9 protein-coding genes are annotated in these 16061 nt (G+C 44.0%); 6 read left to right on the top strand and 3 right to left on the bottom strand.

Translation table 11 applies throughout. The annotated features are described in order from the left end of the window. The first annotated feature begins 118 nt into the window (after window positions 1–118). On the top strand, window positions 119–337 hold the full coding sequence (locus BB427_RS09530; RefSeq protein ID WP_069020514.1) for a hypothetical protein: 219 nt from the start codon (window positions 119–121) through the stop codon (window positions 335–337). A gap of 389 nt (window positions 338–726) precedes the next feature. On the opposite strand, the gene BB427_RS09525 is transcribed toward BB427_RS09530, so the two are convergent. Next, window positions 727–3183 carry a S9 family peptidase gene (locus BB427_RS09525; protein ID WP_069020513.1) on the bottom strand — a complete coding sequence of 819 codons (2457 nt, stop codon included), beginning with the start codon at window positions 3181–3183 and terminating at the stop codon, window positions 727–729. Window positions 3184–3320: 137 nt separating this feature from the next. Between BB427_RS09525 and BB427_RS09520 the strand changes: the two genes are divergently transcribed. The 4 genes from BB427_RS09520 (at window position 3321) to BB427_RS09505 (ending at window position 10325) form a co-directional block, all read left to right on the top strand. Next, the gene (locus BB427_RS09520; protein ID WP_010379361.1) at window positions 3321–4331 is read left to right on the top strand and encodes a LacI family DNA-binding transcriptional regulator; all 1011 of its coding nucleotides are present in this window, start codon (window positions 3321–3323) and stop codon (window positions 4329–4331) included. Window positions 4332–4661: 330 nt separating this feature from the next. Beyond that, window positions 4662–5888 carry a threonine/serine ThrE exporter family protein gene (locus BB427_RS09515; RefSeq protein WP_083229862.1) on the top strand — a complete coding sequence of 409 codons (1227 nt, stop codon included), beginning with the start codon at window positions 4662–4664 and terminating at the stop codon, window positions 5886–5888. Window positions 5889–6160: 272 nt separating this feature from the next. Next, on the top strand, window positions 6161–8737 hold the full coding sequence (locus BB427_RS09510) for a TonB-dependent receptor (RefSeq protein WP_069020512.1): 2577 nt from the start codon (window positions 6161–6163) through the stop codon (window positions 8735–8737). 259 nt (window positions 8738–8996) lie between these two features. Next, window positions 8997–10325, top strand: a complete 1329-nt coding sequence (locus BB427_RS09505; protein WP_069020511.1) for an energy transducer TonB — start codon at window positions 8997–8999, stop codon at window positions 10323–10325. A gap of 35 nt (window positions 10326–10360) precedes the next feature. On the opposite strand, the gene BB427_RS09500 is transcribed toward BB427_RS09505, so the two are convergent. Further along, the gene (locus BB427_RS09500) at window positions 10361–12466 is read right to left on the bottom strand and encodes a winged helix-turn-helix domain-containing protein (RefSeq protein WP_069020510.1); all 2106 of its coding nucleotides are present in this window, start codon (window positions 12464–12466) and stop codon (window positions 10361–10363) included. A gap of 99 nt (window positions 12467–12565) precedes the next feature. On the opposite strand from BB427_RS09500, the gene BB427_RS09495 reads away from it, so the two are divergent. After that, window positions 12566–15166, top strand: a complete 2601-nt coding sequence (locus tag BB427_RS09495; protein WP_069020509.1) for a TonB-dependent receptor — start codon at window positions 12566–12568, stop codon at window positions 15164–15166. Here BB427_RS09495 and BB427_RS09490 read toward each other — a convergent pair. Further along, on the bottom strand, window positions 15149–16054 hold the full coding sequence (locus tag BB427_RS09490; RefSeq protein ID WP_069020508.1) for a LysR family transcriptional regulator: 906 nt from the start codon (window positions 16052–16054) through the stop codon (window positions 15149–15151). The genes BB427_RS09495 and BB427_RS09490 overlap by 18 nt on opposite strands. Window positions 16055–16061: the final 7 nt, after the last annotated feature.

Below are 16061 nucleotides of genomic sequence, written 5' to 3'. Positions count from 1 at the left end.
AGATGTGTATAAGAGACAGTTTTCTTATGCGCAGCTCAGGTTAACTTAAAAAATAAACCATACTGTGTGATATTAAGACTAGTAAACCCAATCAAGTTAATAAAAGTAGGAGGCGCAAGTGAACACCGAAGATAGTAACCAGCAAAGTACCATACACAAATTATTTTGGATATTGATCCCTGCTATGATAGCTGCTGCATTTACGGCTTATTGCACGGTTAAGGTTCAACAATATCATACAGCCTACGAAATCAAATCACGCTTTTTAGATGAATACGGCTCAGCAGATAATGTGACTAACAGACTTGGAGATACAAATGACACTGCGCGATTTTAGGCAGGGCTTCATGTTGCACAAACACAACTCACCTTAATTGGAAATACTAAGGCTGCGACTATCATCAGTAGCTTTTATAAAACTGTAGAGTTTTGCAACAAGTCCACTTTTTCATACACAGCTGATCTCGATTCAAAATTTAAAGACGCTTATAAAGAGTTCCTAGACAAATTTAACAGTTCAGGTAAAACTTTTGCTGTCACTTTATGGTTTGCAAAAGATAGCTCACAGATTAAATGGAGTAATCCGCTAGTATGTAAAAAGAAGATTCCTTGAAGGACAAAACAGCTAGGAAGCACACAAATTTGGGCTGTAGTCATAAACTACAGCTTGAACCATAGTTGGGTTTCATCTAAACGCAACACTGCGCTTAGATGAAAAGAAGTTTACTACTCGACAATAGCATGAGGCGACGTTTCTCTATCGTCTTGCTCCTCATGAGGAAATAAGTAGGTATCAAGCCACTGCTCTTGCTCCCAAAGTACATGTAAAATACTTTCACGCGCTTTATATCCATGGCCTTCTTCTGGCAACATCACTAACCTTGCATTGCCACCTAAGCCATTCATTGCAGCAAACATACGTTTAGATTGCATAGGAAAAGTACCTGAGTTTGGATCTTCCTCTCCATGGATCATCAACATAGGTTCGTTGATTTTTTCCGCATGGAAAAAAGGCGACATGTTGGCATAGACGTTTTGCGCTTCCCAGAAGTTACGCGGCTCCCCCTGAAAACCAAACGGCGTCAAGGTGCGATTATAAGCCCCGCTCCGTGCAATGCCAGTGGCAAATAAATCACTATGGGCAAGTAAGTTAGCCACCATAAACGCCCCATACGAATGCCCTGCAATCGCAATGCGCTTAGGATCTGCTATACCTTTTTCCACTAAGGTATTAACAGCTGCTTTCGCACTCGCAACCAATTGCTGCCTAAATGTATCATTAGGTTGCGTATCACCAGCCCCCACAATCGGCATCGTCGGATCATCAAAAACAGCAATACCTTTTGCTAAATACGGCATAGGTCCCCAATAGCCAATATATGGGAATTGATAAGGCGATTCGCGCACCTGTGAGGCAACGGCTTTATCTTTAAACTCAAGCGGATAAGCCCACATCAACACAGGTATACGACCTTTTGATGGGTCATAATCTGTAGGAAGATAAAGATTACCAGATAACTCAACGCCATCATCACGTTTGTACTTGATTTGCTCTTTTACAACGCCTTTAAATGCAGGGTAAGGGTGCGCAAACTTAGTTAGCTGCTCCAAAGTATCAAACTGTAAGTCACGGACAAAAAAGTTAGGTTGCTCTTGGCGTGATTCACGCACAGTAATAAAGCGCATACCTTCATCATCTAACATTGCACGCACTCTTTCGTAATAAGGTTCGCTCGACTGCCAAATACGAGTTGAAGTATTGGTTTTTACGTCAAAACGATCTAAAAACGGAATGTTGCCTTTCTCAGATGCACCGTTGCCCGTTAGAAACAAATACCTGCCTCCAACTAGCTTCAACACTCTTGAACCTAAATCACTATTTTCATATACAAAATTGCCAGGATCTTTGTATGCATCATTATAACTGCGCTCTGAAAACACCACACGATTTTGCTCTGGATTGCGCGGAGAAAATACAGAAGAACGAACACTGCGATCGGCAAAGCGCCATTCATTCAAAATCGCAACATTGTTATCGGCCCACTCAACACTCGAAAAACGACGCTCTACTTTTGCGAAAAGTTCAGGTTCTTTTTTGAACGGCGAACTAATCGTGTAAAGGTGATCATGATAGTCAACCTTCGCACTCATATCCCCACCATCTTGCGCTTCGGCCCATATCAGTGTCGCGCCATGGTCGTCACGCCATTGGATCTTTCGAGGCCCTTCTCTCACGCTATCAAAGCCCGCAGGCAGTGCGTCGGCTAGTGGTTGTCTTGCCACTTCAAATAATGGATAGCCGCGCATTCCCCACACCTGCCATACCGCAGGAAAACGGCTGTAAGGCACTTGGAATGAGAAAGGATCGGCCATCATACCGACCACTAGATTGGTAGAGTCTGGCGAAACAGAGAAGTGTTTAAGATAGGTTGGGTTACCAATTTGCTGCGCGCTAGCATTAAGATTTAGCTTAATTAACTGCCCCTCAGAATAGAACTTAAATAGCTGAATATCATAGGGACTAGATAACAAATTCTGATAAGTGCGTGTCGATGCTTTTTTGCCAGATGTAGTTTGTACGATTGGTGTTAGACTAGATTTATCTTTTGCGCTTGGCTGTTTGCCATGATTAATAGCAATATTTGCGATAATCGCAGTACTGTCTGGCAACCACTGATATGGCGTTGAAGTCACCACGCCATTTAAAGTTGATTGAGTGAGCTGTTTAAGGTTGCGCTGCTCAATATCGTAAGCCCAAAGCGTAGCACTATTTTCTTGTTCAAGAATAAACGCGAGATAGCGGCTATCTGCACTCCAACTTGGCGACTTGATCTTGCCTTTAGGTAGACCTGTCACCTTAATTAAGGCACCGGTTGCGACATGTTTAAACTCAATAGAGCTATATTGGCGGCTGGAGGTCCGCATAAAAGTTTGCGGGTTGAACTTTATCCCCGCAAGCGCTTGCTCTGGCTGCCCAAGCTCTTCGAGCGTAAGCACCCTATTGCGCTGTAACAATGCCAACCAATTGCCGTTCGCACTCAATTTAGATGTAGGGATCAATGGTGCATCAACAAGCTTTGCCAGCTCTGGAGAAGGTGTCATGTAGCCTTGCTCTTGTGCACATACCGTATATGATACGGAAGTCATTAATATGATAAATGTGATTTGTTTTAATAATTTCACTGTATTTACCTATCTTCGGCGTTTAACGGATGATCATATAACGATTATCGGGAAATGTGCAGAGATTTGCGATTTAATGCGATGAAAACTTGATGTACACTTAGTCACTTAACCAGCCATAATTGATACGAATTAGCATGAACAACGATAAAAAACTCGCTAAGGTTACCATTTTCGATGTTGCCGAAGAGGCACAAGTTTCTAAATCAACAGTATCCCTTGTTCTAACGCATAGCGATAAAGTCAGCGATAAAAGTAAAGAAAAAGTATTAAAAGCCATCGAAAAACTGGGCTACGTTTATAATCGCGACGCAGCAGCGTTACGTAGTAAAAAGTCTAATCTTGTTGCTGTTGTTATCAACGACTTAACTAACCCTTACTCTGCTCAGCTTGCTGTCGGATTAGAAAAGCATATTTATGCATTAGGTATGGTACCTATGCTGGTCAATACAGGCGAAGACTTTAATCGCCAACGCCAGGTGGTTAACACACTTAAAGAATACAACGTTTGTGCCTTTGTCATGGTGCCCGCACCAAGCACCCCGCGAGAGTGGCTGGACCAATTGGCTGACTCTGGATTTCCAGTTATTACCATTATGCGTGAAGTGGCCTTCGCGAAAGCCCCTTGTATTCTACCTGACAATAAAAAAGGGACTCACCTAGCAACGACTCACCTCATTGAGCAAGGCATAAAAGACATTGCTTTTCTTGGGGGTACTCCCGAAATTTCAGATTACCATGAGCGACTGTCTGGATTCCAAAGCGCGCTAAAACTCAACGGATTAAATGAAGCGCAACCTGCGATCGCTGCTCCAACCAATCGCCAAGGGGGCCGAGAAGCGTTTAATACCCTCATCGCTGACCATAAAGAGATAAAAGCTATCGTTTGCTTTAGTGACGTCATTGCATACGGTGCAATTGAAGCCATGCGCGAACATGGACTGGTACCTGGTGAAGACATCAAAGTTGTCGGTTTTGATGACTTGCAAGACTCCCAGCTGATGAAACCCGCATTAACGAGCGTCAGAATTGATGCCGACGACATCGGTAAGCGGACATGCCATACACTGTCCGAAATTTTAAACAAATCACAGCCTGCCGTTAGAACCTTGGTGGATGTTTCATTGCAGATCAGAGAATCATCGTAACTCTTAGCATTTAGCAATAAATGTAGCGCCGAGACCTGTTTATAAAAAATGCAAATATTTGCGGCCAAAACTATAGACATTACTGAGAATCTGGATAGAATTCGCAGCAATCTTGGCCGCCAAATTTACCTATGCAAATAGTCTGTTGCGAATATCAAATTCGTGTGCAAAAACATAACTAAAATCTAGATGATATGTATCTTACTAGCAGCGCGTACCCATGATGAGCTCAGTTTGATTTTTTTAATTTCAAACACCATACTTTTTTAACATTTTGCCAATTCACTGCATTCAGTAGAATTGGTATTACATATTTAAGGTTCTCTTTCGTTGAATAACGCAACCTTTACAGAGAAACGCCGCTTTATTGTGAAGTTAGGCAAAATGCTTCACAAATACGGTACCCCTGCCTATCGACTCGAAGCACACTTAATGGAAGTAGCCACACACTTAGGGTTAAAGTCTTCCTTTGTCATGTCTCCGACGTCCGTCACTTTTGTGATTTGGACCGAAGGTCATGAAGAAGAATATACCCATGTGGCACGTGTTGACCCTGGCGACCATGATTTAGGTTCATTGGCAGATACGGATGACGTTGCAACACGCGTGTTATCTGGTGAGCTTTCAATCCAAGAAGCCGAACAATGCCTTGAAGCCATTTTGCACGCTAAGCCTCCATATAATAAGTTAATGACGGGTCTTGCATTTGCAACTTCAGGCGGTGCGTTTGCAATGCTGATGGGCACTAGCTGGAATGACGTATGGTGGTCGGCGCTATTATCGCTTGTGGTCTACTTATTCGTGCTTTGGGCTAGTATTTCCAAACGTGTAACACATATGCTTGAACCTTTGGTCGCCATCGTATCAGCGGTTGCTGCTTGTGCCGTGTCTGTGTACATTGACCCACAGATCAACATCCGTTTGGTGGTACTTTCGGCCATTATCGTGTTTATACCTGGCTTGGCGCTGGCGCTTGGGTTTGCTGAATTATCGGCTCGGCACTTAGTGTCAGGTACCGCAAGAGTCATGGACTCTATTATGTTGCTCTTTAAGCTCTACTTCGGTGCATTTTTGGGGATCAGTTTAGGGTTTGCATTTTTTGGTCAGGTTGATTTTATACAACCATCACCATTACCACGTTGGACGGCTTGGCTTGCGGTGCTATTACTTTGTAGCAGCCTAGTTGTTATCTTTAGAACAAAGTTACGCCATGCAAGTTGGTCACTCGCATCTGGCTTTATCGCCTACGCAGCCAGTATCAGTTCTGCTGTTTACTTTGATTATGCGCTTGGTACTTTTGTGGGTGCATTTGCAGTGGGAGTTTTTAGTAATATCTTTAACCGTGTGGTAAATGCCCCTGCGTCCATTGTGGCGATGCAAGGCTTGATTGTGCTGGTCCCTGGCTCTAAAACCTATATTGGACTTAATTCATTGATCGAAGGCCAAAGCTTTGTTCATGCGGATCATATTGGCCAACAAACCTTTTTAATATTTATGTCTCTTATCGCTGGCCTTATCTTCTCAAACGTTGTGCTGCCACCTAAAAAGAGTCTATAACGCGCAAAAAGAACTGGAAAGGCGACTTTCCAGTTCTTTGTAGTTATGAATGTTAACAAAAAACAAAGTGAAATCACTCCAGTAAACTTAACTTAAACTACAAAACTTCCAATTTAAGTTATTTTATATCCATATATTTCAATACAATAAGATTAATTAAATTATAAAATATTTAAATTCATAACTATTCATTTCAATTCAAGATTTAACAAACCCCACTGGTGTTTAATCTTTCTCGTGGTCAATCACAAGTAAGCACTCAAGGGGAATTTATGTTTCGCAATAATAAGAAAAAACTGGCTGTACTAATCAGCCAATCTTTGCTCGGCTCAGTACTTTTTGCACCGGGTCTAGCGTTCGCTGAAGAAAACAACAATCAAGAAGCAGCTAAAAATGGTGAAGTTGAAGTTATTCAAGTTAGAGGGATCCGTGGCAGCGTTGTTCAATCACTCAATACAAAAAGATACTCTGACGCCATTGTTGATGCAGTAACCGCCGAGGACATTGGCAAATTTCCAGATCAAAACGTTGCCGAATCGCTACAACGAATTACCGGAGTTTCAATCACGCGTAGTTTTGGTGAAGGTGAACGCGTTAGCATTCGAGGCACAGGTGAAAGCCAAAACCGGACCTTATTGAATGGTCAAGCCGTTGGCTCAGCGGATTGGTGGACCAATTCAGCGGCGAGCCGTGGTTTTAACTATACCATGTTACCCTCTGAAATCATTTCTGGGCTTGAAGTTTACAAATCACCAGAAGCCGATATTGACGAAGGTTCTATTGGTGGAACCGTGATTGTTAGAACACGTAAGCCGCTTGATTTAGAAGCAAATAAAATTGCAGGTTCAATTATCGCACAGCACAGCGAAGTGTCAGGTGAAACCGACCCACAACTTTCCGCTATGTACAACTTTAAGACCGATGATGAATCTTTTGGCGCCTTAATTTCTGTCGTGCGCCAAGAACGTAACTTGCGCCGCGATGGTATTGAAGCATGGTCTTGGACCTATCGTGATATCACACTTGAAGATGGTACCGTCGTCGACAATGTCTACAGCCCTGGCGGTGGCGGCTCAGCCATGTTCTCACAGCAGCGCGTACGCACAGGTATAAATCTCGCCCTGCAATATCGTCCAAGTGAAAATATGGACGTTGTATTCAATGCGTTAGACTCTACGCTTGAAGCCGATAATGAAAACCAAAACTTCCTTTGGTTACCCGGTTACGGCGGCTCACAATACACTGACATTACCGTTATCGACCATCCCGTAGTTGGAAAGATGGCCGTCGGCGGCACACTTGGCTTATCGCCAGATGGTAATAACATTCTGGATGAGACCAAAGTACGTAACTCTGAGCTCAAAACCAAATCGTACGACTTAAAAGTTGAACATCAAGGGCAACTTTGGGAATCTTCGTATCACTTAGGTTACACAGAAGGTTCGGGGGGTTCACAAGCGGATCGCTCCGTTGGGTGGGAAGGCAACTATGTTCACAGCTTTGATGCGTCACAAGAGGAAGACGTAAAAACCAGTTATGCCGCCGATCCAAACGATGGTGATAAATGGAATTTAGGCTTTTTACGCTATGACAGCAATGATGCGAAAGATGATGAAACTTACTTTCAAGCCGATTTTAAACGCCCAATTGATGTCGCTATCTTTAACCAGATCAAGGTAGGCTTTAAATATCGTGATCACAGTCGTTTTAATACCAAACACACAACGGACAATCGCACAGACTTAAACTGGAGTTTGGCTGATTACTCTAAAGCCATGCCATCTGATTACCTATCAGGCATAGGCTCATCGGGCACAACGCGCAGCTACGCAATTACTGATTCAAACAAAATACGCCAAGAAGGTGATGCGCTGGGTTGGAATTACCGAGTATTGAAGGCCAGTACTTTCGATATCAATGAAAAAATTACCGCAGGCTACATTAAAGCGAATCTGGATGCAGATGGTCTACGCGGTAATTTAGGTGTAAGACTTGTAAATACCAAACAAACCTCATCCGCGTTTGCAGGTGAGTCAGGTGCTGAGGTATGGACAACGGAAGAAAAGGACTACTTCGACATTCTTCCAAGCATTAACTTGGCAATTGACTTAGATGACGATTTATTAATGCGTTTTTCTGCCGCGCGAGTTATGTCTCGCCCAGATTACGCCGATATGACCGCATCAACTTCATACAACCTAGAAACACAAACAGGCACTGGCGGTAACCCTGACATCGACCCATATCGAGCGACGCAGTTTGATACCGGTATCGAGTGGTACTTTAGCGACGCAGGTCTGTTTTCTGCGGTATTTTTCTACAAAGATATTCAGTCGTTTATCGAGAGCCAACCGGCACTTGAAATTCATGAAGGTAAAGAAGTGCTGATCAGCCGCCCTGTTAATGGGAAAGCGGGTCGTATTCAAGGTCTGGAAGTCGGTTATCAACAAGAGCTATACGAAGGTTTTGGCGTTGCAGCTAACTATACCTATGTAGATGGTGAAGCCAAAGACGATGAAGGTAACGACATCACTATCCCAGGCAACTCAGAGCATACTGTTAACTTGAGTTCTTATTATGAAAACGAATTCATTAGTGCCCGTATCTCATACAACTTCAGAACAGGGTATGATACAGGTCGAGACTGGCCGGGATACATTGACGATTATGGTCAAGTAGATGCCAACCTTACCTATAACTACAATGAGAATGTGGCATTTATTCTTGAGGCCATCAACTTGACGGATGAACATACATTTAGCTATCAGGAAAAGGGAGTTGAGCAGGCACTAACGGGTGTCTATGCTGATGGAAGGCGTTTTAGCGCAGGGGTTAGATTTAACTTTTAACACCGAATAGCGTATGAAACTTTTACCGCTAAATCTGGTCTTATTAGCCGTAAAGAAAATAGTTTCATGACTCGAATTAAGTCGCTTCCAAGCTAACACAGGTTCGACTTAGTAAACTCCCTGCCCGGAGTTCCAAAAAGCTGATAGCGTTTGCTATCAGCTTTTATTATTTAAATTTCCCTTATATTGTGGTTATATAGCCTATTAAAAATGACCACAGCAACCCCAAAGAACAGTCCGAGGATGAGTAATCAATAAAATGCGCAACAATCTCATTTCTGGGCTTATTTTTTCATTTTTTCTGAGCATGAGTTGGCTGACAAAAGCCGATCTTTATGATGCTACCCTCGCCTATCAGAATGAAGAATTCACTCTTGCATTTTCTGAATTCAATCGCCTGGCTCAGTTAGGTAATGCAGACGCCATGTATAATCTTGGGGTGATGTATTTGTACGGCCAAGGAACCGAACAAAGTGCCGCAAATGCCTTTGCTTGGTTTTCATTGGCTAAAGAGTTCGGTATTGCTGAAGCCTTTCAAACTGCGCAACTCGTTTTGCAGCAGTCCGACGACCAAAGTGGCCTAAAAGATTTCGTAACACTTCAAAAAAATCGTCTGGCAGACACCTATTTACTTGATTCAACACTTGCCCGGCTCGAACAACCTAATATCGTTTCTACGCCGAGTAAAACTCACGATGTATTACCTGACTACCCTGATGAGGCCGTACGACAAGGGATTGAGGGCTGGGTTTGGTTAGAGTTTGATATCGACCAAAGCGGTAAGGCAACCAATATTGAGGTCGTAGATAGCTACCCCAAGCATATATTCACCGCTAGCCTGCTAAATGCTGTAGAGAAGTGGCGCTATAGTGGTCCAAAACAAGCACACACCTTGATTTACCATTTTGCGACATATAAAGGCGAGCAATATCGCGAAACCTTAGCCATTCAAAAGAAGGCCTACGAAAAACAGCTTAAGCAGAATATCGATGCGGCAGAGCGTGGTGTGGCGCAAGTACAATACTATATTGCCAACTGGTTGAGTATGAAAGATTACAACGCGTATCAGCTACTGCGCTATCACTGGCGCTCTGAAGAGCCGGTAAATGAACTATATTTAGCCGCAGCCAAAAATGGCTTGGACTTGGCACAATATCGCTTAGCAACTCAGCTTATTAATGTGGGAGAGCATCGACTTAGTGTACTTTGGCTAGAACACGCAGCACAGACCATGGATATAGCAAAATATCGCTTAGCTCGATCACTGCTTACAAACACAGAACAGCAGGATGCTCCACGTGCGCTACAAGTACTAACCGAGGCCTCGAATAACGGCCATTTGCGCTCCACACTTTTATTAGTAAACACCTATTTAACTCGTCTCAACGACAAAACTCAGGCCAAGACTTGGTTGCGTCATGGTCTTACCATCGATCCCGAACACCCTGAACTGCTGCTACTGTCTGCCAAGCTTACAGATAATCAGGCAGAGGCCAAGAAGCTTGCATCACAAGCATTGAGGTCGGCATCACAGCGCAATTGGAGTAGTAAAGCAATACGCTTATTCCAGCAAAAACTAGCTAACTAACTGTACCCAACCTGAGCTTCGAAACATTGATATCTTCATCGCTCACCGTACTCCAGTAATACTATGTCACTTTCATAATTGTTGATCCGATTGAATATGATCTGACTGCCATCAAAGCTTGCTAGTACCTGTAACTCGGTAAACCCCGCATAAAGGTGTAATCCAATTGGTTGAATTTCTTCGACTTTGTTTTCACTACTTAAATAGCGATAAAGCACCAGTTGGTGACCTCTTTTCAGTACAAAATAAACCCCGTCTCGGTATACTGCTGGCTGGTAAAGAGATAAAGACCCACGTAACTGCTCTACATCAATTGTTTCAGTCAGCGCAGCAACTAGGTATTCCCTAACTTGTTCTTTGTACCCCACAAAGCTTGAGTTCTTCTGGGTCAGGGATAAATCAGACGAACGAGTCACCAGAGGTTGTTGCTCACTGCGCCCTTGAGATACGGTAAATTGCCATGCCTGCCATTTGGCTTCCGTCGAGAGCTTTGCTCGATAATACAGGTTTCTACCATCCTGTGACCAATGCAAGTCAGCAACTTCGGCAAAGTTATCAACTACTTTTTTCACTTCTTTAGTAAAAGAGCTTATTAAATACACTTTATGCGACTTTGATAATACGGCGAGATATTCGTTATTAGGCGACAGCAAGAGCAAAATAGGCACTTCTCCCAGCGGCATAGTACCAAGCAAACTCGATGTTGGTCGAAAAGCATGTTTATGCCACAGCTCAAATTGTGGCGCATCATTATTTTTGGCTGTCACCGAGGCATATACAAAATGTGCGCCATCATCAGACAAAGCGGCAAGTAAGTCCATCCTTGCGGGCGACGTCAACTGCTTTTGCTGTGCTTCGCCTTGTGCATCTACAGCGAGCTGATAAAAGTTAATTTCAGCCACGCCCTCAGTATGCGCCGAAGCACGCAAATGCGTATTAACATCAATCTCAGATATCGCACCAAATCCGGAGTATAACAACTGCTGCTCACGACCTTTCAGTACACTCAAGTTTTGTTTAGCGATAATAACCGTATCGTCCTGATAACCATGACTCAATGCCGAAAAAGACTGCTTGGAGAGTGTGGTAGTTTGCCTTTCAGGGTCCCCAAGTTGCCCCAGATTAAGCCGATAAACGCCCTGCTCTTTTACCTGATACAACAGCGCTTGTTGGTTAACTTGATAATGTGTTACATCGCGAATAGGCAACGCCATAGTGTTGAGCACTTTAGGATGATTATCCGCAAAAGTGACCGCTACAGATTGCAAATAGGTCCCAGCTTTATCCCAAGACTTAGTGATAAAATGGCCCGCTCGATATTCAAGCCAAGGCGCTGAGTCTTGTGCGCTATTACAGCTGCCAAGCACGCTATCGCGCGCTAGTCGCCACATTTCTATTGGACCTTTCACGTGTAACGCCCGTACTTCACAGGAAACCGGATCCGAGCGCGAATAAATCAGCCAGTTACCATCTAAAGACCAACTTGCCGACTCTTCACTATAACCGCTGCTTTTTATCGTATGAGTTGTTTTGGTCTCAAGATCATAGACCGCCAAATCAAATTGATCGGCTCCCTCAGCTAAATAGCTGTAGGCTAAATAGTTACCATTTGGAGAAAAGCGCACAAAAACTTCAGCACCCGGCGAGGATGTGATCCGAGTTGCAGTGACGGGCTGCTGTTGCAATTCACTTTTCCACTGCTTTGCAATAAAAACGCCAAGCAAAGTCACCACAAGACCCATAAAAAACCCAAGCAGCGCAAATTGCGCGCCACGCCCACGAGACAGCTCCTCTACTTGCTCAAGTAGCGTCGGGGCTTTTTCAATTTGTGCAATACATTGATAACCTAGGCGTGGTACCGTTTTAATTATTTTTGGCTCGTTAGAACTGTCACCAAGCAGCTTACGTAGCTGTACTACCAGCTGGCTAACAGAGTTATCACTGACGATAGTACCGGGCCATACGATATCTAAGATAGCGTCTCTGGTAACAACCTGCCCCTTGTTAGCAATCAATAGACGCAATAATGCCGCATGCTTCGCTTCGATGCTTCTCCAAGAACCGTCAACACACACAGATAAATTACTCAGGTCGACAAGTATCTCATTGATTAAAAAACGTTTATCTAAGTTTTCAACCATCAACTACTAAAAATTTGTAAAACTATGGTTAGGCTCGTAATAAAAGCGTATTATGAGTATCAACTAAAGGTAACTTACTCGTATTATAAGTTGAGCACAATGTCAGAATTTCTCATCCGAACAGTTTCTTGTAGCGCATTCTTTATCACAGCTGCAAGTTATGCCGTTGAGCAAAATCAGACAGCTGAAAATACCATAGAGCGCATCGAAATCCGTGCCTTCCATGACAGCGTTGTCAAGTCTCTCAGTAATAAACGTCACAATCAACAAGTTTCAGATACGATCAGTGCTGAAGACATAGGTAAGTTTCCAGATAAAAACGTCGCAGAGGCGCTGCAACGGATCACCGGTATTTCACTCTCTCGAGCACAAGGTGAAGGTGAGCGGATCGGCGTGCGAGGCACAACCCCCGAGCAAAATAGAACCTATTTGAATGGTCAATATCTCGCCTCCGCTGATTGGTGGATCTCAAGTCAGCCAAGCCGAGGCTTTAATTTTACCTTATTACCCAGTGAAATAGTCTCTAGCCTTGAGGTGTTTAAAACACCACAAGCTATGCAGGATGAAGGTTCATTAGGTGGTGCAATCAATATAAAAACTCGCGACCCTCTGCTTACGCCTTCAGGCTATGGCGTTGTAACGGCCCAATTCCAATACAGTGACTTGAGCGATAAACTCGATCCACAATTATCTGCAATTTATAACTACCATAGCGAAAGTGGCGACTATGCTGTGCTTTTTACCGCAACACGACGAGATCGCAGCCTCAGACGCGACGGCTTAGAATCTTGGGGATGGCACGATAGAGCGTTATACCAAGGTGATGATGATACTTGGTATGCCACCCAGCAGACCCCACAAGATAAAAGCCAGACGTTATGGTTTCCAGGAGGTGGGGGTTCCGCGATTTTTCAGCAGCAAAGAGAGTTGCAGGCTTATACAGTCAATGCCGCGTTTCAGCTTTCCCCACGACTTAGGTTAAATAGTCACTTACTTTATTCTCACCTAAACGCAGACAACAACAATCAAAACTTTCTCTGGCAAAGTGCAAAGTCTATTGACCTAGGCGGCGGAGTAACCGATTTACAAGTACAAGATGGTACTTTGGTGAGCGCCCACTATTTACCCACAGCAGCGCCGTTCAATACCAGCATGGAAGCCATTTGGCGAGACTCGCAGATCAGCACCAAAAGTGCCCATCTAGACTTGGTCTATGATGGCATTTATTGGTCAAGCCAGTTTCAAGTGGGTCTAAGCCACGGCTCTGGTGGCACCAAAGAAGACGTCACGTCACAGTTTTCTGCTAACACCCGTTTTCATGTCGATACGTCAATGCGAAAAAACATCGTCGCAAGTTATGGGGCTTCTCCGTTAGATGCGGCGAGTTGGTTTATCACCGAAGCTCGAAATGACAGCCAAGATGGCAAAGATAAATCATACTTCGCGCAAGCCGATTTTGCGTACGATATCGACTTTAAACAGGTCGACGCGATTAAATTTGGCATTAAACTTAAGGACCATCAACGGGACTTTTTGCGCTATCGCTCCAAAGATGGAGGGCTTGATGGTTTAGCCGGCGAGCTTGGCACTACACTGGCCGCCTATCCGGGCACTTTTGTGGATGATTATTTGCGCGGCGTAGGTAGTGCAAACACCTTAAAAAACTACAGTTATGCCGATATTACACTGCTCGCCAAAGACTTCGATACGCTCAATTTTGAACAAGAGATAGAAAAGGCCAGTCGTTTTCATATTACAGAAAAAACCGCCGCCGCTTACGGTCAAATGCAACTCGCTGGTGAATCCTATGCTGCCAACATTGGGGTACGGGTGGTCAAAACCTTTCAAGACTCTGCCGCATTTAAACGTGTCGCCTCCCCCATCGAAGCGCCCGACAGCTATGTTTGGCATGAAGAATCTCGGGATTACATCGATATTCTACCCAGCGCCAATATCAAGTTTGATTTAAGCGAAAGTCTAGTTGGCCGTTTTTCCGTTGCACGTGTCATGTCACGAGCACAATTTCATCACCTCATGCCCTCAACCAATTACAACGTGACCCAGGCTCAAGGACAAGGTGGTAACGCCAGCTTAGATCCATATAGAGCGGCGCAGTTTGATGCCAGCCTTGAGTGGTACTTTGACGATGCAGGACTCGCCTCAATCGCCTTATTTAACAAGGATGTGGAGTCTTTTATCGAGTTTGAGCGGAAACTTGAACGTCACGAAGGCATTTTGATGTCTATCGATAGGCCCAGTAATGGCGCTGGCGGCAGTATCCGTGGCGTTGAACTAAGTTACCAGCAGACACTTGCGTACGGATTTGGGTTAATCGCCAATTACACCTACGTTGATGGAGAACGTGACAACGCTGACGTTGGCTTACAGGACAAAGTGCCAGGCACCTCAAAACACAGCGCTAACCTCACCGCTTACTACGAGAACCATCAATTTAGCGCACGACTTAGCTATAATTATCGAACCCAGTTTGCCACCGGTGTAGGCGAGACCATGATGGATAATTACGGCCAATTGGATGGCAGCCTCACGGTGAAATTAAGTGATAACCTCGATGCACAATTTGAGTTTATTAATTTAACCGATGAACAAATCTATACCTATGATCGCAATGAGTACGCACCAACAGGGATATATGTGAATGGTCGGCGCTACTACGCAGGGCTAAGATACCAATTCTGATTTGCATGATAATTGCGCCTGTACAAACCCTAAGAATAAATCTAGCTTTGCAGAATGCTCTCGTTTCACTTTGTATATGGCATGCAAAGTAACTTGGGGCCTATTTTGCTCGGGGAACAGCTCAACCAAAGCACCCGAATCAATATCTCGTTGGCAAAAATAAGACGGTAACATGGCAATCCCCAATCCTGCCAACACCGCCTCTCGAATGTGAAAGCGACTATTCGCTATCAAATTGCCTTGCAGAGCATAACTCCGAGTTCCGTCATGCCAACTATCTTCAACATGATTAAGTTTAGATAGCAACATGTTGTGCCTACTCAGTTCATCTAATTGCTCGGGCTTCCCGTGCGCCGCTAAATAGCTGGGCGTGGCAACAAAAGTCGAGTTTATATTGATTAATTTCAAGACATAAAATTGACTGTCTTTGAGTGCAGCTGAGAGCCTAAAAGCGACATCAATCTCATCTTCGATTAAATCCTGATTTGCTGCGGTAAACATCAGCTCTAACTTTATTTGCGGATAGCGCTTTTGAAAATCGATACAAATTTGGCTCAGTAGCATACGCCCTATCGTATTTGGAAAGGTTATTTTTAGCTGACCAGATTGATGCACTCCAACCTGTTCGACTTCTTCTTCCAAATCGCGTAGCGCGCGAAGGATCTTTTTCCCTTTTTCGTACACCAACTTACCGGCATCAGACAATGCGAGTTTACGGGTTGTTCGATTTAAAAGTACTTGTCCATAAGATGACTCTAGCTGAGCTATCGATTTACTCACCGCTGATGTCGTGGTACCGAGCTGCTCTGCTGCTCGGCTGAAGGAGTGCTGTTCAGCGACACAACATAATATTTTAAGTAAGTGAAGTTTATCGTATTCCTTTCTCATTATTTCC

It is taken from the genome of Pseudoalteromonas sp. BMB (assembly GCF_001709235.1).
Taxonomy (GTDB): domain Bacteria; phylum Pseudomonadota; class Gammaproteobacteria; order Enterobacterales; family Alteromonadaceae; genus Pseudoalteromonas; species Pseudoalteromonas maricaloris.
Note: the sequence above shows the minus strand (reverse complement) of the source record. Positions and strands in the feature narration are given on the sequence as shown.

Bases quoted from the DNA above. Each gene is read 5' to 3' on its own strand.
- BB427_RS09520 (WP_010379361.1), top strand. From the start codon at position 3,321: ATGAACAACGATAAAAAACTCGCTAAGGTTACCATTTTCGATGTTGCC.
- BB427_RS09510 (WP_069020512.1), top strand. From the start codon at position 6,161: ATGTTTCGCAATAATAAGAAAAAACTGGCTGTACTAATCAGCCAATCT.
- BB427_RS09505 (WP_069020511.1), top strand. From the start codon at position 8,997: ATGCGCAACAATCTCATTTCTGGGCTTATTTTTTCATTTTTTCTGAGC.
- BB427_RS09500 (WP_069020510.1), bottom strand. From the start codon at position 12,466: ATGGTTGAAAACTTAGATAAACGTTTTTTAATCAATGAGATACTTGTC.
- BB427_RS09495 (WP_069020509.1), top strand. From the start codon at position 12,566: ATGTCAGAATTTCTCATCCGAACAGTTTCTTGTAGCGCATTCTTTATC.
- BB427_RS09490 (WP_069020508.1), bottom strand. From the start codon at position 16,054: ATGAGAAAGGAATACGATAAACTTCACTTACTTAAAATATTATGTTGT.